We start from the raw sequence: 17,337 nt of genomic DNA, 5'->3' as shown, positions 1-17,337 counted from the left end.
GGCTTTTTTTAGGGAATCCCCACGAGTGCCGTTTAGGCTGAATCCGCTTGAACCTTGCTGACAAGGCGGTCACCTCGGGTAGTTTCGGGTGCGTCCGATAAACGGACGCTCGCGCCCACTACAGCTCCCGGCAACCTAAAGCGAACGTATTGGTTCAAAGGAATATATGCCTTCGCGAACACCGCAGGGAAAAGGGGAAAATCAGTTTTGTTCCAAGCGCGCCAGTGCTTTTTGGCACGCGTTGTTCATGTCGGTTATTCTACGCTCAAATTCACCGATTGCCAAATCGTCGTTGAGGGTGGTTTTTAAGAGGTCGTGTACGACGTTGAGGGCTGTCATGACGACGATTTTGTCCGTGCCGACGATGCGGCCGCTTTCTTTAATCGCGTCGCTTTTTTTGTTGAGCATTTCAACGGCTTGCAGGAGGGTGGCTTTTTCTTCACTCGGCGTGTTGATGGTGAAGTTGACATTCATGATGTCGAGATTGACTTGTTCGATACTCACGGGGCGTCCTTTTATTGTTGTGTTTCTTGGGGCAGTCGGGCAATGAGGCTGCGGATTTGGTCTGCGCTTTGGGCCAGTGCGTTGCGGTAGCTTTCTTTTTCGACGGTCAGGCTGTCAATTTTGCTTTGCAGGTCTTCTTTGAGTTTGCCGACTTGAACCAGCAAGGCTTCGCTGAGTTCGTCAATGGCTGCGTCGTGTTGGCGTTTTTGTTGCTCTTGCTCGAGTTTGAGTCTGTCGATTTCTTCGTTGAGACGGCGGTTTTCTGAAACCAGCGTTTCAAATTTTTGGACAAGTTGGTAAACGTTGATTTCCAGATTGTTCAGTGATTGGTTCATGTGTTTCCCTTCAGACGGCCTGATGGCCGTCATATTATGTGTCAGGCCGTCTGAATGGCAGACGGCGCGACCGTTTATTCGAAGCGCGCGCTTCGTTCCATCAGTCGTTCAACGACTTGCTGCGGGGTCATTTCTTTGCGGATGAGTTGCAGCAGGGTTTGGGTGATGGGCATATCGATTTGGTATTTGGCGGCGGTATTGAAGACTTCTTCGATGGTGCTGACGCCTTCGGAAACGTGGCCGATTTCGACAAGTACTTGATGCAATTCTTTGCCTTCTGCAAGGCCGAGGCCGACGCGGCGGTTGCGCGAGAGTGCGCCGGTACAGGTCAGGATAAGGTCGCCGATGCCGGCCAAGCCCATCATGGTTTTGGGTTGCGCGCCCATGGCGATGGCAAGGCGGGTGATTTCGGCAAGGCCGCGTGTTACTAAGGCTGCGCGTGCATTGAGGCCGTACTCGAGGCCGTCTGAAAGGCCGGTGGCAATTGCCATGACGTTTTTAACGGCACCGCCCACAGCGACGCCGATGACGTCGGTGCTGCCGTACAGGCGCATTATGTTGGTGTTCAGTTGGGCAGTGGTTTCTTCTACCCAATCTTTGTTTTCGGAAGCAAGCACGACGGCGCAAGGCAGTTGTGCTGCAAGTTCTTGGGCAAAGCTCGGACCTGAGAGAACGCCGATTTTTTTATTGTTAGGCAGGACTTCTTTCAGTACTTGGAAAGTCAAAAGGCCGGTATCTTGTTCAAAACCTTTGCAGGCTGCAAGAACGGGAATATCGGCGGCGTTATGCTGTTTGAGCAGCTCGGCGCTGCTTCTGAGGCCGGCTACGGAGGTAACGATCAGGGCAAGTTGGCTGTCTTTCAGCGCTTCACCCAAATCGGCGTGAACGGTCAGGGACTCAGGGAAAGGGAAGCCGGGCAGGCCGTGTTTGTTTTCGCGGTCTGCTTGCAGGGTGCGGATTTGGTCGGGATTGCGTGTCCAAAGGGCAACTTCATTGTTGTGGTGCGCAAAGTGCAACGCGAGAGCTGTACCCCACGAACCTGCGCCGATGACGGTAATTTTCATGTTTCTCTTCCATATGGGAACGGGGCTTACTTTAAAACAAACGGCTTTGGGGTGCAAGGGCGGCGTTTGTGAAAAATATTTTGTGCCGTTTAAAAAGCCTTAGGCCGTCTGAAAGTTCAGACGGCCTGTTTCGGTTTATGATTTATTGTTACCGGAATGGTAGGCATCGTAGGCGTAGTAGTCGTAGCTGTTGTTGGCTTCGCGCTTCATGCCGTTGAGGACGACACCTTTGATGTTGATGTGATTTTGTTTGAGGCGTTCGACGCTGGCCTCAAGCTCTCGTGCACGCGTGTGCGCATAACGGCTGATCATCAGGACGGTGCCTGCATGTTGGCCGATGATGACGGCGTCGGTCACGGCCAATACGGGCGGCGTGTCCAAGATGACGTAATCGTAGCGTTGGCGCGCGTGGGCGAGCAACTCGTTGAAACGGTTGTCCATCAAAAGCTCGGACGGATTGCTAGGATAGCTGCCGCTGCTGATGAGGTGGAGGTTCTCAATGCCGGTCTCTTGTACGGCTTTGGCCGGAGCCGCTTTGCCGTTGAGGATGTCAGACAAGCCGAACTCGGGGGTAAGGCCGAAGAGTCGGTCAAGGTAGCCTTTGCGCATATCGGTATCGATGAGCAGAACACGTTTGCCTGACTGCGCCATTACGGTGGCGAGGTTTGCGGAGATAAAGGATTTACCTGCTTCAGGCGCGGCACCGGTAATCATGAGGACGTTGTTAGGCGCGTCCAGCATGGAGAAGTAGATATTGGTGCGCAGGGCGCGGATGGCTTCTACGGCAGTATCGGCTCGGTCTTCGCTAGCTAGCAGATAGTTGGAACGGCCGCCGGTTTTCTTGAATTTGCTTTTGAAGAAGTCGCGTTTTTGCTGGGTTTTGGAGTGCGGAACAAGAGCGACGACTTCCAAATTGAGGTTTTCGATTTCTGCAGATGAAGTAATGCCGTTTTTCATGCGGTTGCCGATCATGAGCCACAAAGCGGTCAATGAGCCTGCGGCAAGTGCGCTCAGGAACGTGATGACGGCTTTGCGCGGTGCAACGGGGTTTTCAGGGACATAGGCATAATCGACGATGCGGACATTACCTTGCGCGCTGGCTTTCATGATGTTGAGTTCTTGTTGTTTGCTCAACAGTTGGACGTAGGTAGCCTGGTTGGTTTCTACGTCTCGGGTCAGGCGGATAACTTCTTGTTGGGTATTCGGTAACTCGGCAATTTGTTGATTAATTTTGTTTTTAGCGCGCTCGAGGACGGCAAGTTTGTCCAATACGGCTTTATAGGAAGGGTGTTCCGGCATGTACAGCTCGGCCAAACCTGCTTCTTCGGTTTTGAGCAGGGTAATTTGGGTTTCGATGCCGGTCAGGCTTTCCAATGCGCCTTTGGACTCGAGCGGAATGTCGAGAGAGCCTGATTGTTGGCGGTAGGCATTGAGTTTGTTTTCAGCGTCTTGCAAGGTTTCTTTCAAGCGTGGCAATTCTTCGCTGATGAAGGCCAAACCGCTGGATGCAACTTGAACGTCGCGTTCACGGTTTTGCGCAACGTAGTTGTCGGCAATGCTGTTGAGGATGACGCTGGTGCGCTTAGGGTCGGTGCCGGTAAAGGCAAGGTTGATGATGGGGCTGGTTTTACCTTTGCTGATGACCGCCAGTTTGTTTTGGATATTTTCGATGGCGCTGATGCGCGAGAACTTGGTCAACGCAAATTCTTGACCTGGATTGGCCAGGATTTGATCGATTTTAAGGGTGGTTTGATTGTTGATTTTAAGAGGCACGCCGACCTTGCCTTCTACAACGCGTTTGTCAGGCAGGGTAAGGGTATAGGCCTTGTTGCTTTTGGTGGTCAGCGTGAAGGTTTTGTTGAACCATTCGTCTTGTACGGTAAAGCTGCCGACGGTCAATCTAGGATCGGGGTCGCCGCTGATGTTGTGCATCAGGCTGCCGATAACGGGTGTGTATTTGGCTTTGACTTCTTGGTCAAGCTGAAGGTCATCAACGGTTTTACCCAGCACCAAGCGTGATTGAACCAGCTCGACTTCTGCTTCAGACGGCGTGGTTTGGTTGTTGAAGATGCTGTTGATTTCGGTCAGGATTTGGTTTTGTCGCGTTTCAATTTCCAGCATGGCATCGGCACGGTATTGCGGAGTGGATGCCAGGCTGAAGGCCGCACCAAGAATGCCGCCTGCAAGCAGGGCAGCGAGGATTTTGTATTTATTTGTCCAAATTACGCGCAGCTGTTGGCCGAAGTCGATTTCGTCGTTGTCTGCGCTGTAAGGTGTGTAGGTCGTTTTTTTCATTGCTTGCTTTCTTGTTCATGCCAGTTTTATACCGGTTGAGTTTTTCCGTTTAGTTTGGTTTTCCAAGTGTCTGCGGCAGCATTGAGCTGTTCAAAAACGGCTTCAAACATTTCGCTGCTTTGTTTGTATGGGTCAGGTACGGTTTTTTTAGGCAACCATTGGGCAAACAGCATGGTTTTGCTGCGTGCCGGCGGATGGATGTCGGCCACCATGTCGATTTGACAGGGCTCCATGACGAGAATCAAATCGGCCTGTTCGCACATTTGGGCAGTCAGTTGGCGTGCCGTATGGCCTGCAACGATAACGCCGTGTTTGAGTGCGGTTTTGATGGCTTGGAAATCGGCATCCTTACCTGCCAGTGCTTTTATGCCGGCGCTGCTGATGCGGTGGCCGGGTAGTTTTTTCTGCATGATCCGCTCGGCAGTGGGGGAGCGGCAGATGTTGCCTAGGCAGACGATGAGTATGTTGTGGTACATGATATTGTTTTCGGTTTATGGTCTGAAAAAAAGCGTGAGTCAGACTATAAGATACTGCTTTTCCGTTTGTGCGGTGTGTACGGCTTTTGTATGCCGTTTATGTAATTTGGTCGGATTGTGCGTGATTTTGTATCCTGCTGTCAAACAAGGGTCTGACAGCAGGAACCACTGTTTATTTAAACGTATTGTCGAGGGTGTTGACGTTGCTGATGGAGTTGGTAATTTGTGACATTACGCGGTTCCAACGGGTAACCGGGGCGGCGGTAACGTAAACGGTGTCTTCCGAACGCAGTTTGAATTCGCTGCCCAGCGCGTAAGAAGTCGCATCTTTCAGGTTGAGCTGATAGATGTGGATAGGTTTGGCCGCATCTTCTGGTGCGCGGCGGATCACGAATACGCCGGTTGCATCCGCATAGGCTTGGTTCATGCCGCCCACTTCGCCGAGCGCCTGGGTCAGGTTGAGGCCGTGGTTGCCGATCGGCAGGGTGGCTTGTTTGCCGACTTCACCCATGATGTAGATTTTGTTGTTGCTGCTATTAGGAACGTAAACAATGTCGCCATGGCTGAGGAGATGGTTTTGCGACATATCGCCGTATTGCAGCATGTCTTGTAGGGAAATGGTGCGGTCGACGCCGTTGTGCGTCCATTTGATGTGTTGGGTGTCGGCACTTTGGGTAACGCCGCCTGCTTGGTTGATAGCATCCAAAATGGTCATCGGGATATTGGTAATCGGCAGTTGACCTGCTTGGTTGATGGCACCGGATACAGAAATACGTTGCGAACGGAATTCGGTAACGTTGATGGCTACTTGAGGGTTTTTGATGTAGCGTTTCAGAAGGCTGGTCAGGGTATTTTGCAATTCGTCCAAAGTTTTGCCTTTGGCTTGAATTTTGCCTGCCAACGGGTAAGTGATATAACCGCTCTCATCTACCCAGGCACCGCGGCTGACTTGGTTGGTTTGCGGATTGCTTTGCTGGATAGGGGAGTTGAGGTCGGAGTGCGCCCAAACCATGATATTGAGGACGTCGCCGCTGCCGATGCGGTAGCGGTAAGCGCTTTTGCTTTGCTCCAAGCCTTGGTTGGATTGGGAAAGTACGGGCGGCGTACGCATTTTTTCAATCAGGTTGGGCGTGATGGGGTAAACGGCAACACGGCTGTCGAGGTTGGTATCGGCGGCGGTGTCGGTATCGGTGTAAACAATGGTTTTGGTTCTGGTTTTGATGGTTGAACCGGGAATGACAGTCGTGCTGTTGCAGGCAGTCAGTGCGAATAGAGTAAGCAGGGAGAGCGTTTTTTTCATGTAGTAGTCCTTGCGGGATGGTGTCCGGGCCGTCTGAAAATGTTCAGACGGCCTTATTGTTTTGTTGCCAAACCAAGTCGCAGATACCGTCTTTAGGTACGAAGCCTGTCGGTGCGCGCAACAGAAGCTGGCGCAGGCTGTTTTGGTCGCTTTGGAGACAAGCGGTTTGGAGTTCCGACAGTATGTCAGATAATTGCGTCCATGGAAGCATTACTTCACTGGCGGTCATAATACGGGGATGAGTGGTTTTTTGCACCTCGTCGCCGATGAGCAGTTCTTCATAAAGTTTCTCGCCCGGGCGCAGGCCGGTAATCTTGATTTCGATGTCGCCGTGCGGGTGTTGCTCGTCTTTGACTTTGAGTCCGCTGAGAACGATCATTTGACGGGCAAGGTCGATGATTTTGACAGATTCGCCCATGTCGAGGACGAATACGTCGCCGCCTTTACCCATTGCGCCGGCTTGGATAACCAGTTGCGCTGCTTCGGGAATGGTCATGAAGTAGCGGGTAATGTCTTGGTGGGTCAGGGTAATCGGGCCGCCTTCGGCAATTTGTTTTTCAAATACAGGGACAACGGAGCCGGACGAACCCAATACATTGCCGAAACGCACCATGCAGAAGCGTGTTTTTTGTTCCGGCTCGGCGGCAAGGGCTTGCAGGCAGAGTTCGGCCATGCGTTTGCTGGCGCCCATGGTGTTGGTCGGACGGACGGCTTTGTCGGTGGAAATCAAAACAAAGGTGGAAACGCCTGCATCTACGGCAGCCTGCGCGCAGCAGAGTGTGCCGAATACGTTGTTTTGAATGCCTTCGATGGTGTTGAATTCGACCATAGGGACGTGTTTGTAGGCTGCGGCATGATAGACGGTATCGACTTGGTAGGCCTTCATGACGCTGCTAAGGCGTTCTTTGTTTTGAACCGAACCCAAAAGCGGTACGACTTCGACTTGGCTGCCTTGCGCGGCTTGGGTTTCGCGCAATTCTTTGTCTATGCTGTACAGGGCGAATTCGGACAATTCAAACAACAGCAGTTTGGTCGGACGGCAGTTGAGAATTTGACGGCAAAGCTCGGAGCCGATAGAGCCGCCTGCGCCGGTCACCATCACGACTTTGTCGCTGATGTCGGCGCTCATTAATTCAGGGCGAGGTGCCACAGGGGTGCGGCCTAGCAAATCGACCACAGAGATTTTTTTCAATGAGCTGACGTTGATTTTGCCGTCGACCAAATCTTTCATGCCCGGAATGGTCAGGACTTCGCATTTGTATGCTTCGAGGCGGCGAATGATGTCTTTGCGTTCTTCCGGCGTAGAACTTGGAATTGCCAGCAGAATTTTGCGGACGCCGTAACGGCTGATCAGCATCGGGATTTCATTGGGGTTGTGGACGGCAAGGTCATAGATGACGGTACGTTGGATTTTCGGGTTATCATCGACAAAGGCAATGGCCGAATATTCGTTAACCTGTTTGATGGCTTCCAACAACTGGCGGCCGGATTGGCCTGCACCGTAGATGATGACGGGGGTCATCTGTTTGCGGTGATGATCGGTCAGAATCGCACGCAGGATCATGCGCGAGCTGGTCACGCCGACCACCAGAACCAAGAAATAGACGATGGGCAGGGCAAGGTGTAGTTTTTGTTCAAAAATCAGGGTGGTCAGGCAGAACAAGACCGCTGAAATGATGCTGCCGAATGCGGCGGCGGTCAGGACGCGGATGCTGACGAAGCGCGTGACGGCACGATAGAGGCCGATACGGATGAAAAGGATGATGGTCAGCAACGCGGTGCTGCCGAAAGCCAGCCAGTTGGCGATACTCAACCATTCGTCGGAATATTGCACTTTGAGGCTTTGGGCAAACCAAAACGCCACGAATATCATCAAGATATCGTGGATGACGAAGAAGGTTTTTTTAAGGTTGCGCGGCAGAGCCAGCAGGGTTTCCAAGTTCATTTTATATTTCTTGTGTCTGAGTGTTGTAATGTGGCTTGGTACGGATTGTTTGAAGCAGGCTGTTTTATTTTTTTCAGACGGCCTGAAGTTGCAGGCCGTCTGAAAATGATTATGCCGTGGCTTCAGTCAATACGGCTTCGATGTTTTCTTTGCAGAACGCAATTTCTTCATCGGTCAGGGTTGGGTGCACCAAGAACATCAGGCTGGTGTCGCCCAACTCGACAGCGTTTTTCAAACGCTCTTTCGGACGCCAAGGCGTGTCGTCGAAGGCTTTTTCCAAATACACTTCGGAGCAGCTGCCTTGATAGCAGGGGACTTTGCGCGCGTTCAGTTCGTTGACGATGCGGTCGCGTGTCCAGCCGTCTTTCAGGTGTTCGGGTTTGACGAAAACGTAGAACTTGTATTGTGCGTGTTCGATGTAGTCGGCCACTTCAACCAAACGGATGCTGGCAAATTTGCCCAAACTTTCAGCCAGTTTGGCGGCGTGCGCTTGACGGCGGGCAGTCCATTCAGGCATGCGTTTGAGCTGGATGCGGCCGATGACCGCCTGCATTTCCAACATGCGCCAGTTGGTACCGAAGCTTTCGTGCAGCCAGCGGAAACCGGGTGCGTGTTCGCGGTTGTACACGGCATCGTAGCTTTTGCCGTGGTCTTTGTACGACCACATTTTGCTCCATAGCTCTTTGTCGTTGGTGGTTACCATACCGCCTTCGCCGCCGGTGGTCATAATTTTGTCTTGGCAGAACGACCAAGCACCGACATGGCCGATAGAGCCGACGGATTTACCTTTGTATTTCGCACCGTGCGCTTGGGCGCAGTCTTCGATAACCCACAAGTTATGTTCTTTTGCCAAAGCCATGATGTCGTCCATTTCGGCAGGCATACCGGCAAGGTGAACCACGATGATGGCTTTAGTGTTTGGCGTCAAAGCGGCTTTGATGGTTTCGGCGCTGATGTTTTGGCTGTTCAAATCGACATCGGCAAACACCGGATTTGCACCGGCGGTCACGATACAGGATGCGGAAGCCAAGAAAGTACGCGAAGTGACAATCACATCGTCGCCTTGGCCGATGCCCATTGCTTTGAGCGCTACGTCCAAAGCCAACGTACCGTTGGAAAGGGCGACGGCGTATTGAGTGCCGACAAAAGCAGCAAATTCTTTTTCAAATTCGCGACATTCCGTACCTGTCCAGTAGTTGACTTTGTTGGACAGCAGGACTTTGGAAACGGCATCGGCTTCTTCTTGAGTAAAGCTTGGCCATGGGGAGAGTGATGTATTAAGCATTTGTTTTTCCTGCGAAAAGACTGGTTGAGCCTTTGGGGGCGATTTCTTCCAGCAGTTGGCGGTTGATCAGGGTGTATTTCTGACCGTTGATTTCGACGTATGCGCCGTCGTAAGGAGGGAACCAGAAGGCGCGGATTTTCTTCTCGATATTGTCGCCGTCGCGGATTTGCTTCATGGCTTCCATTTCGTCACGGCTGACGTAGCGGCCACCGATGTTTGGCGTGGTTGGCAATTTGGTTTTCGACTCGATGGCGCGGGTGATGATGCGTCGTGCGAAATCTTCCAATGCCTGCATGGTTTTGCGTTCAAGCGATTGGGCGGTTTCTGTTTCGGCGTCGATAGGGAAACGGTCCACTTCGATGATTTCACCGGTATCGATGGAAGCATCGACGTAGTGGGCGGTATTGCCCCATTCGTTCAACTCGTCCATGATGGCCAGATTGTAGCCGCCTGTGCCTTTGTATTCGGGCAACAGCGCAGGGTGGAAGTTGATCGTGCCTAAAGTCGGAATGCTCAGGAATTCATCACGCAGCTTGCGCCAGTAAAGGACGGACAAGCCCAAATCGTATTTCAGACGGCCTTCTCGCATTGCTTCCAAAGCCGTATCGAAGGTGTACAGGGGCAAGCCCAATTCCTGTGCGGCGGCCGTGGTCGGCGAGCCTTGCAGATGGCTGTCGGTCAAGACGCCGACGATTTCGATATGGTCTTGTTTGGTCAAAAAACGAAGCAGGTTGGCGGAAACCTGTTTGCGACCCATAAATAAGATTTTCATGGAGAAATGTCCCTTATGCATTTGCTTTTTCGGTGGCGGAAGTTGTCAGTGTAGTCAATTCTTCCAGGGTGTTTATCCAAAGGGTAGGCTGGTATTCACGACCGTATTGCTCGGGCTCGGCTTGATGAATATTGTGCGGCTTAGGCATGATGCCTATGGAGAGCCAACCCAGTTTGTTGGGTGCGACAAAATCTTTTTTGATGTTGTCGCCGATGTAGATGAAACGTTTTGCAGCCGGATATTTGTTTTGCAGGAAGACAAAACGCTTATCGTCGGGTTTTTCCGATTGCATGGCTTCTGAAATCAAAATGTCGTCAAACAAATCGGTCAAACCCAAGGCCTGTATTTTCAAACGCTGTGTCAGACTGCGGCCGTCTGTAATCAGGGCGCGTGCGGCAAAAGGGCGCATCAGCTTCCGTAAAAAAGACGGTTCGACATAGGGTCGGATAACAGGTCGGTGTAGTCGATATTGCCACAAAAGTGATTGTTTCTCTAGTTCGTTTAATTTGCAATGATGACACAAATTGTTGAGCCAGTCTTTACTTTTATTGTCTACAATTTCATTTAGTACGTCGGCATCATATTGCGGGTAAAGCGACGTAATTATCCCTACAACTGCCTGTATTCCAGAGCATTTGTAGTCGTACTCAGAGTAAAGCGTATCGTCAAGATCAAAGACGATGACGGATTCTTCCGGCTTAATCATGTTCTCTTACCAAAACTTTAGCATCGTAACGAAGCATGATTAAATTGTTTTCCCAGTCGTCGGAGAAGGGGACGTCTTGGCCGCCGATGTATTCTTGAATCAGCCAGCCCGGATAGTTGCCGCCTGCGGCGTAAGTCAGTGGAAAACCGCCGCCGAAGCGCGGGTTAATTTCCACACCGTAGGTTGTGCTGTCGGTTTTGCTGACGAAGAATTGCGCGGTAATGCAGCCGCGTGCGCCTTCCAATACGGCCATTTTTTCAATCAGCTCCTCATACAGGGCATTGCGTCGGGTTGCGCCTTTGCTGACTTCACCGGTGCGCACTTCCAAACGTTCGCGAGGAATGGCGCATTTCAGACGGCCTTGACGGTCGTAATACATATCGACGGTAAACTCGGAGAAAGTATTCTCGATATCGATGTATTGGGCGAACATCATTTTCGGGTCTTCGGTAATGTCGACAGTCAAATCAGCCGGTGTGTTGATTTTTTTCGCACCGATGGCGCGGCTGCCGTCATAAGGCTTGGCAAAACATGGGAAAACCAAGCGGTCACGTTCGTAAATTTCAGGCGAACGGATGCTGTATTGTGCAAACAGGCCTGCGGTCAGGCGCTTGTCGCGGCACAGGGTAATCAGTTTTGCATCAGAAATGACAATATGTATTCCTTCAGCTTCAAAACGGTCGCGTGCTTCAGCCAGTTTGAGCAGCTCGGTATCGATGGTTGGCACAATCAGACCGATGTCGTGTTGTTTGGCCAGCTGGAAAATGCTGTCAATGTATTCGGCTGCATCGATACGCGGTACGCTGAAAGCTTGGTCGGCAACATGGCAGGCAGAAGACATGTGGGGGTTGAGGTCAGTGGCAAAAACGCCGATGCCGTCTGAAAAACGTGCGGCTTCGGTTTGAAAGTCCTGCACCAATTCGACACGGCGACCTGCCGACAGAATCAGTATATTATTTTTTTTCATCAGTTTTGTTACCCGTGAAATAAGGCATTGTGGCTTCCCCTTCGGCTGAGATGCCTTCTTTGACGAAGACTTTTTTAACTGTCAGGAACAAAATTTTTATATCCAGCCAAAAGCTAAAGTTGTCGATGTACCAAACATCATGGGCGAATTTTTCATCCCATGAAATGGCGTTGCGGCCATTGACTTGCGCCCAACCGGTCACGCCCGGTTTCATTTCGTGGCGGCGGTTTTGGAAGTCGTTGTACAACGGCAGGTAGTGCATCAGCAGCGGACGAGGGCCAACTAGACTCATCTCGCCTTTTAAGACATTCCATAATTCAGGAAGTTCGTCCAAACTGGTGGCACGTAATTTTTTGCCGAAATCGGTCAGGCGTTCACTGTCCGGCAGTGGGTTGCCGTCTTTATCGATTGCATCGCGCATGGAGCGGAATTTAATCATTTTAAACGGCTTGCCATCCTTGCCCGGCCGCTCTTGGATGAAGAACACGGGCGAGCCTAGGTTTTTGCGGATGAGGTACACCAAAATCAAAAACACAGGCGACAGGATAATCAGCCCTGAAGCGGAGGCAACAATGTCAAACAGGCGTTTGAAAAATTTATTCATGAGCTAATCTTTCAATCAGGTTGACGATTTTTTGATAGGCAACGTCGCGTTTGAAGCGGCGGACGATTTCTTCGGACTGAACAGGATCGTTTTTGCGCTTCAAAATATCTTTGGCGGCTTGAACGAAACCGTCCACATCGCCAGAACGGTAGTTCGCATGCGGCAGCAGGGTAAGGACTTCGGCAACTTCGTCGTTGACCTGGCTGTTCAGAATCGGTTTTTGCAAAGCCATATAGTCGGAGAGTTTGTTGGTAATCGACTGCATGGCGTAAGAGTGGATGGCGTTGACGGAAATGTCGCAGCCCTTGGCGACCGACATCATTTCGGCATAAGGAATGTAGCCGTAGAACTTGATGCCGTCGCAGGCGTATTGTTTGAGCCTGTCCAAATCGGGGCCGCCGCCCATGATGTGCAACTCGACGTTTTCGCCGGCGTCCAACAGCTTGCGAACGCCTTTGCACACGGTTTCCACGTCATAGCTGTAACTGAGCGTGCCCAAGTAGAAAAAGCGGGTTTTGTCGTCGCCAAAATCTTTGGCAGGCGCGGCATCAAGTTTCGGAAAATCAGCACCGATATAGACGACTTCGCCGGGTACGTTCGGATTGGCTTCTTTGGCGCGGTCGAGATAGGTCTGCGATACGGCAACCAGCGCGTCGGCATAGCGGTAGGCTTGGTTGGCTCGTGAAGCAAAGGGCAGCAGGTTGTGCGGTACTTTTTTCAAAAACGGTACGACTGAGGAGAAAGATTCCGGCCATACGTCCTGCACATCGACAATCAGTTTGTAACCCAAACGCGCCTTGTGCTTGCCCAACAGCAGGTTGGTGGCAATCAGCGGATAGGCGGAAAAGACGACGTTTTGTTCGCCCGGACGGCAGTTTTCCAACCATTTTTCAAAATGTTTGACGAAGCGGTGATGACTGGTCACGCGTCCCAAAGACACATTTTTGCTGTATCCGCTTTCTTCCAACAGCATGACTTTCAGACGGCCTTGTGAGGCGGCCTCGGCATCTTCAGGCCGTCTGAAAGATTTGTCGTAGTGCTTGAAGTTGCTGGTAATCAGCAACACGTCATGCGACTGCGACAACAGCTCGGCAAGATACCAGAAGCGGTTGAAATGCGGCTCGGACGGCAGCGAGCAATAAGGGGCGACGATGGTAATGTTCATGTTTCAGACGGCCTTACATTTCGTACGCAGCCATGGTGGTGCGGTAGATTTCGTCGTCGGAGCATAAGGTTTCGACATGTTTGTGCAGGGCTTTGCCCATTTGACCGCGCAACTCCGGATGCTTGATGAGTGTATCGACGGCTTCGATAAAAGCTTCGTCATCGCCGAAAGGAATGCAGTAGCCGGTTTGGCCGGTGATGACCATTTCGGAAATGCCCGCCATGTTGTAGGTCACGACAGGCGTGTCGTAAAGGCCGGCTTCCAAAATATTGTTGCCGACACCTGCGCCGTGGTCGCCTACGCAATGCGGCGTGTTCACCAAAATATCGACTTCTTTGAAGTAGCCGGTCAAGTCGCGGACACCGCCAAGGAAGGTGACTTTGTCTTCAATGTCCAAACGTTTGGCTTGGGCTTTGAGGTTGTCCATTTCTTCGCCGATACCTGCAACGTTGAGGCGTACAGGCATACCGCGGTCAATCATTTTCTTCAAAATATCCAACATCAGATGCACGGCGCGGACGGTGTCCAAACGGGAAAGCGTGCCCAGTTGGACATAGTCTTTGACTGTTTTTTCAGGAACGAAATCCGCTTTGTGCAGGGCGTTGTAAGTGTAGGTGATGCGGTTGGCAGGGAAACCGTAACGGATGAGTTTTTCTCGTTCGTGTTTGCAGTTGCCGATGATGTAAACGCCCAGCTTGTCGAAAAGCTTGGCAATTTTTGGATAAGTTTCTGGATCAAGGCCGCGCGCGTGGTAGAACACTTTGGTTTTCGGCGAAGCGAACTTGGCCGCAATGGCGCAGGCCGGAACGATACGCGCCATTTGGCAGTGAATCACATCAGGTTTCTCTTTTTTCAGCAGTTTCATATAGGCAAACATGCCTTTGACGTAACCCAAAAGACCGCCTTGGTAAAAATCGATCGGCTGCCAACGGATGCCCAATGCTTGCGCTTCCTGAATCAAAGGGCCGTCTGAAGAGGCCAATACGATATCGTGTCCGCGTTGTTTGAGCAGGCGGCCGAGGCGGAAAGTGGCGTTTTCAGTGCCACCGAGGCCGGACATGGAGGTAGTCAGGATGATTTTCATGATGGTTTCTTCGTATCGTATAGTGTTTCGTTGTATGCGTAAGCGGCCATATCTTTCAGCTTGGGCGCAACAAATACGCTGTAAATAAAAATCAGCAGGCAGGGCAGCCAGATAAACGGCATACGCAAAATGGTGGACGGAATAAAACCGGCCAGCAGGAAAATGCCCAAGGCAACCCAAGCCAGTACGCGCGATTTGCCTGTTACTGCGCGGTTTGAGGCGGTGTAAAGGAAATAAAACGCTGCAAAAGCAATAAAGCCGAGCAAGGAAATCATGCCGAAACCCAGATACAGCTCGATGATGAAGCTGTGCGGGTTTTCAAAGCCCAAGCTGTCGCTCAAATGGCCGCCGAAATATTCGCGGAAGTTTTTAGGACCGTAGCCAGTCAGCAGCAGGGGCGGATTATTCCAAAAGTAGTTGTAAATCTCCTGACGGTAGGACACGGAGTTGTCGCTACCCAAGTCGTACAGGAAGAGGTACACGCGGCTGGAAAAGCGTTCTAAGAACTGGTTGCCGTTGAGCGACAGCAAAAATTCCGCAATCGCGCGTGACGGAATCATCGACAACACTAAAGCCAGCAAACCAGCTACGCCGACAGTAATAAAACCGTTTTTGCGATAGGCTGTATAAACCAGCAAAATCAACAGATAACAGCCGATGGCGGTACGCGATACACTGGCGAAAATGGCCATGCCCAATAGCAGGAACAAACCCCAGCCCAGTAATTTTTCTTTGTGTTTGCGTCCTTGGAGTTGGAAGAAAAACAAAATGGCGGGCGCAAGGCAGACTGCAGTGGCGGCAAGGTTGTTCGGATTAAAGAACAAGCCTTTGAGCGAACCTTCATCAATAGCCAACTCATCGCTGGCACTCACAAACTGAATCCCGGTAGCCAGCTCTACAAACGGCGGTACGGCGATAAACAGCGTAAATACAATGAGGAACTTCTGAATTGTCCTCAAAGGGTCTTCGGCGCGCTTCAATACTTGGTAAAACAAGTAGAAGAAAGCCGGAACCGCCATAAAAAACAAAATATCCATGTACTGCGTCGGCGTTAGCGACGTAATGCCCATGTGGATGGCAGGCCAGATGCACATGGCGGTCAGGGCGCAGAGCATGGCAAAAATCTTGCGCGGAATATGCTTGCTTTCCAGAAAAAATACGACAAAACCAAGCAGTACAAATATCAGGGTCAACGGGTTGTCGATACGCGGCACGCCGACCTTAAAGGACAGCGCGGGCCCCAGCATATAGGCTGCGAGCATGATGTATAGGATGTAAGTGTATAAGTTCAGACGTTTTATTTTCATGGTCGTTCTGTTGTTATCGTAGAGACGTGGATCTCAGGTTGGCTATTTTGCCGAACGGTTTAATTTGGCTTTGATTTTTTCGGTCGCGGCAAATAGTGCGTGTTTGTATTTTAGGAACAGGAAACCCAGTCCGACTGCCCATGCCAGCGCAAACCAAATGTAGTTGTCGCGCGTACCCAGCCAAGTGTAGGCAAGGCAGATCATCAGGCAGAGCGTTGAATTGGTATAAATCTTCAGGCGCGGCAAAGGTTGCCACAGGCGTGAAGAGAATTCGGTTTTAAAGATAAAAAACAGCCAAAAAGCTGTTGCGCTGGCCATAGCCGCACCTTTTGCACCGAATTTCGGCACCAGCAGATAGAGCAGGGCGGTATTGGCGATAAAGGCAACGATGTTGATGACGGTAATCAGCCAAGTCGAGCGGACGACGTTCAAACCGATGCCGCTGACTTCAGTCAGCGTGTAAAACAGGGGGAAGAGCATACACGAGAGCAGGATAAATTGAACCTGCGTGTATTTTTCCGGCAGTATCCAAGTCGCCATCGGCGAGAAAATCCCGATGAGGCAAATCATTGCGCTGATGAGGACGGTCATGGAAAGCGTGATGTCGCCGATTTTATCCAGATTGGTTTTTTCTTCTACCCATTTGAACACCAAAGGCGCCCAAATAGTGGAAAACACGCTTTGGAAAATCAGGGCGACGGCACCAAAGCTGACCGCCATCGAATAAATACCCAACTCGTCCAAACCCGAGATGTTCTTGAGGACAAAGCGGTCAATCGAAGTCAGGCCCCAATAGGCCAAGTTGCCGAATGCCAGCGGAAGGCCGTAGCGCAGGCCGTCTCGATGTAGCTCGGACGACCATTTCGCATGGGAAACGGCTTGCAGGTCTTGGCGCAGCTGATATATCAGCAGTACAACGGTCAGTACTTGGGCGGCAGTGTAGGCAAAAACCAGTGAAGTGGTATTGGCAGGCAAGCCGGAAGCAATCACGGCAAAAACCAACACCAAAATCAAGAATTTTGGTGCAAGCTGGCTGACGGAAAAAGCCAATGCCTGCTCTTTCATCCGCAAAATCAGAGCTAAAAAACGAGTAATCAGCGTGGTGGCCAAGAAAATCAGAAAGAGAATCCCCAAATTTGCACTGGAGATGTCAAAAATGATTTCAGACGGCCATGATGCGTTTATCAGTAACACTAAAACCACAACCGCCACAGTTAGAATCAATGGCGATAAAAAAACGGATTTGAACAGCGCAGCCTTGTCTTTAACGGCGTAATAGTCGCGAATATAGGATTGGTCCAGCCCCAAGCCCAAGAGCAGAATGCTCAGTCCGGCAATGGTCTGCAAGAGTACGATACGGCCGATGTCTTCCGCAGGGAAGTACCATGAGATGAGTGGCAGGGAAAGCAGGCCGAAGGCGGCGCTTCCTACCGGGCCCAATGCGTAGCCGAGGATTTTTTTTGCGTTCATATTATTTGTTTTCAGACGGCCAGAAGTTCGAGCTGAGCGTTTTTCGTAAGGTATGCGT

The 17,337-nt window shown here is 51.2% G+C and carries 16 protein-coding genes and 1 other RNA gene; all 17 read right to left on the bottom strand.

Annotated elements, in window-relative coordinates:
- Positions 1 to 12: 12 nt before the first annotated feature.
- Positions 13 to 193, bottom strand: a non-coding RNA gene (gene ssrS / locus KCG54_RS09595) — 6S RNA.
- Between the two features lie 8 nt (positions 194 to 201).
- Positions 202 to 504: a cell division protein ZapA gene (locus tag KCG54_RS09590; protein ID WP_254324041.1), complete on the bottom strand. Its 303-nt coding sequence runs from the start codon at positions 502 to 504 to the stop codon at positions 202 to 204.
- Between the two features lie 11 nt (positions 505 to 515).
- Positions 516 to 839 carry a hypothetical protein gene (locus tag KCG54_RS09585; RefSeq protein ID WP_254324040.1) on the bottom strand — a complete coding sequence of 108 codons (324 nt, stop codon included), beginning with the start codon at positions 837 to 839 and terminating at the stop codon, positions 516 to 518.
- Positions 840 to 913: 74 nt separating this feature from the next.
- On the bottom strand, positions 914 to 1,903 hold the full coding sequence (locus KCG54_RS09580) for an NAD(P)H-dependent glycerol-3-phosphate dehydrogenase (RefSeq protein ID WP_254324039.1): 990 nt from the start codon (positions 1,901 to 1,903) through the stop codon (positions 914 to 916).
- Positions 1,904 to 2,038: 135 nt separating this feature from the next.
- A complete protein-coding gene (locus KCG54_RS09575; protein WP_254324038.1) occupies positions 2,039 to 4,198 on the bottom strand; it encodes a polysaccharide biosynthesis tyrosine autokinase in 2,160 nt (719 codons plus the stop codon).
- 26 nt (positions 4,199 to 4,224) lie between these two features.
- Positions 4,225 to 4,674 carry a low molecular weight protein-tyrosine-phosphatase gene (locus KCG54_RS09570; protein WP_004520878.1) on the bottom strand — a complete coding sequence of 150 codons (450 nt, stop codon included), beginning with the start codon at positions 4,672 to 4,674 and terminating at the stop codon, positions 4,225 to 4,227.
- 172 nt (positions 4,675 to 4,846) lie between these two features.
- On the bottom strand, positions 4,847 to 5,974 hold the full coding sequence (locus KCG54_RS09565; protein WP_254324037.1) for a polysaccharide export protein: 1,128 nt from the start codon (positions 5,972 to 5,974) through the stop codon (positions 4,847 to 4,849).
- A gap of 43 nt (positions 5,975 to 6,017) precedes the next feature.
- On the bottom strand, positions 6,018 to 7,919 hold the full coding sequence (locus KCG54_RS09560; protein ID WP_254324036.1) for a polysaccharide biosynthesis protein: 1,902 nt from the start codon (positions 7,917 to 7,919) through the stop codon (positions 6,018 to 6,020).
- Positions 7,920 to 8,028: 109 nt separating this feature from the next.
- A complete protein-coding gene (locus KCG54_RS09555; protein ID WP_254324035.1) occupies positions 8,029 to 9,204 on the bottom strand; it encodes a DegT/DnrJ/EryC1/StrS family aminotransferase in 1,176 nt (391 codons plus the stop codon).
- Positions 9,197 to 9,976 (bottom strand): methionyl-tRNA formyltransferase, encoded by a 780-nt coding sequence (locus KCG54_RS09550; RefSeq protein WP_070814986.1) that lies wholly within the window; start codon positions 9,974 to 9,976, stop codon positions 9,197 to 9,199. The genes KCG54_RS09555 and KCG54_RS09550 overlap by 8 nt, the downstream gene beginning before the upstream one ends.
- A 13-nt stretch (positions 9,977 to 9,989) precedes the next feature.
- Entirely contained in the window at positions 9,990 to 10,682 is a 693-nt protein-coding gene (locus KCG54_RS09545; protein ID WP_254324034.1) for an HAD family hydrolase, read from the bottom strand.
- Positions 10,675 to 11,649: an ATP-grasp domain-containing protein gene (locus tag KCG54_RS09540; protein ID WP_254324033.1), complete on the bottom strand. Its 975-nt coding sequence runs from the start codon at positions 11,647 to 11,649 to the stop codon at positions 10,675 to 10,677. The genes KCG54_RS09545 and KCG54_RS09540 overlap by 8 nt, the downstream gene beginning before the upstream one ends.
- Positions 11,636 to 12,253 carry a sugar transferase gene (locus KCG54_RS09535; protein WP_049333552.1) on the bottom strand — a complete coding sequence of 206 codons (618 nt, stop codon included), beginning with the start codon at positions 12,251 to 12,253 and terminating at the stop codon, positions 11,636 to 11,638. Before KCG54_RS09535 ends, KCG54_RS09540 begins: the two co-directional genes overlap by 14 nt.
- Positions 12,246 to 13,418 carry a glycosyltransferase gene (locus KCG54_RS09530; RefSeq protein ID WP_254324032.1) on the bottom strand — a complete coding sequence of 391 codons (1,173 nt, stop codon included), beginning with the start codon at positions 13,416 to 13,418 and terminating at the stop codon, positions 12,246 to 12,248. The genes KCG54_RS09535 and KCG54_RS09530 overlap by 8 nt, the downstream gene beginning before the upstream one ends.
- 13 nt (positions 13,419 to 13,431) lie before the next feature.
- A complete protein-coding gene (locus KCG54_RS09525; protein WP_254324031.1) occupies positions 13,432 to 14,502 on the bottom strand; it encodes a glycosyltransferase family 4 protein in 1,071 nt (356 codons plus the stop codon).
- On the bottom strand, positions 14,499 to 15,809 hold the full coding sequence (locus KCG54_RS09520) for an O-antigen ligase family protein (protein ID WP_254324030.1): 1,311 nt from the start codon (positions 15,807 to 15,809) through the stop codon (positions 14,499 to 14,501). Before KCG54_RS09520 ends, KCG54_RS09525 begins: the two co-directional genes overlap by 4 nt.
- Positions 15,810 to 15,851: 42 nt before the next feature.
- Positions 15,852 to 17,279 (bottom strand): oligosaccharide flippase family protein, encoded by a 1,428-nt coding sequence (locus tag KCG54_RS09515; protein WP_254324029.1) that lies wholly within the window; start codon positions 17,277 to 17,279, stop codon positions 15,852 to 15,854.
- Between the last annotated feature and the right edge of the window lie 58 nt (positions 17,280 to 17,337).

This window comes from Neisseria subflava (assembly GCF_024205705.1).
GTDB lineage: Bacteria > Pseudomonadota > Gammaproteobacteria > Burkholderiales > Neisseriaceae > Neisseria > Neisseria subflava_D.
The sequence above is the reverse complement of the archived record's forward strand: the minus strand, read 5'-3'. Positions and strand labels throughout refer to the sequence as shown.

Bases quoted from the DNA above. Each gene is read 5' to 3' on its own strand.
- KCG54_RS09585 (WP_254324040.1), bottom strand. From the start codon at position 839: ATGAACCAATCACTGAACAATCTGGAAATCAACGTTTACCAACTTGTC.
- KCG54_RS09580 (WP_254324039.1), bottom strand. From the start codon at position 1,903: ATGAAAATTACCGTCATCGGCGCAGGTTCGTGGGGTACAGCTCTCGCG.
- KCG54_RS09575 (WP_254324038.1), bottom strand. From the start codon at position 4,198: ATGAAAAAAACGACCTACACACCTTACAGCGCAGACAACGACGAAATC.
- KCG54_RS09570 (WP_004520878.1), bottom strand. From the start codon at position 4,674: ATGTACCACAACATACTCATCGTCTGCCTAGGCAACATCTGCCGCTCC.
- KCG54_RS09565 (WP_254324037.1), bottom strand. From the start codon at position 5,974: ATGAAAAAAACGCTCTCCCTGCTTACTCTATTCGCACTGACTGCCTGC.
- KCG54_RS09560 (WP_254324036.1), bottom strand. From the start codon at position 7,919: ATGAACTTGGAAACCCTGCTGGCTCTGCCGCGCAACCTTAAAAAAACC.
- KCG54_RS09555 (WP_254324035.1), bottom strand. From the start codon at position 9,204: ATGCTTAATACATCACTCTCCCCATGGCCAAGCTTTACTCAAGAAGAA.
- KCG54_RS09550 (WP_070814986.1), bottom strand. From the start codon at position 9,976: ATGAAAATCTTATTTATGGGTCGCAAACAGGTTTCCGCCAACCTGCTT.
- KCG54_RS09545 (WP_254324034.1), bottom strand. From the start codon at position 10,682: ATGATTAAGCCGGAAGAATCCGTCATCGTCTTTGATCTTGACGATACG.
- KCG54_RS09540 (WP_254324033.1), bottom strand. From the start codon at position 11,649: ATGAAAAAAAATAATATACTGATTCTGTCGGCAGGTCGCCGTGTCGAA.
- KCG54_RS09535 (WP_049333552.1), bottom strand. From the start codon at position 12,253: ATGAATAAATTTTTCAAACGCCTGTTTGACATTGTTGCCTCCGCTTCA.
- KCG54_RS09530 (WP_254324032.1), bottom strand. From the start codon at position 13,418: ATGAACATTACCATCGTCGCCCCTTATTGCTCGCTGCCGTCCGAGCCG.
- KCG54_RS09525 (WP_254324031.1), bottom strand. From the start codon at position 14,502: ATGAAAATCATCCTGACTACCTCCATGTCCGGCCTCGGTGGCACTGAA.
- KCG54_RS09520 (WP_254324030.1), bottom strand. From the start codon at position 15,809: ATGAAAATAAAACGTCTGAACTTATACACTTACATCCTATACATCATG.
- KCG54_RS09515 (WP_254324029.1), bottom strand. From the start codon at position 17,279: ATGAACGCAAAAAAAATCCTCGGCTACGCATTGGGCCCGGTAGGAAGC.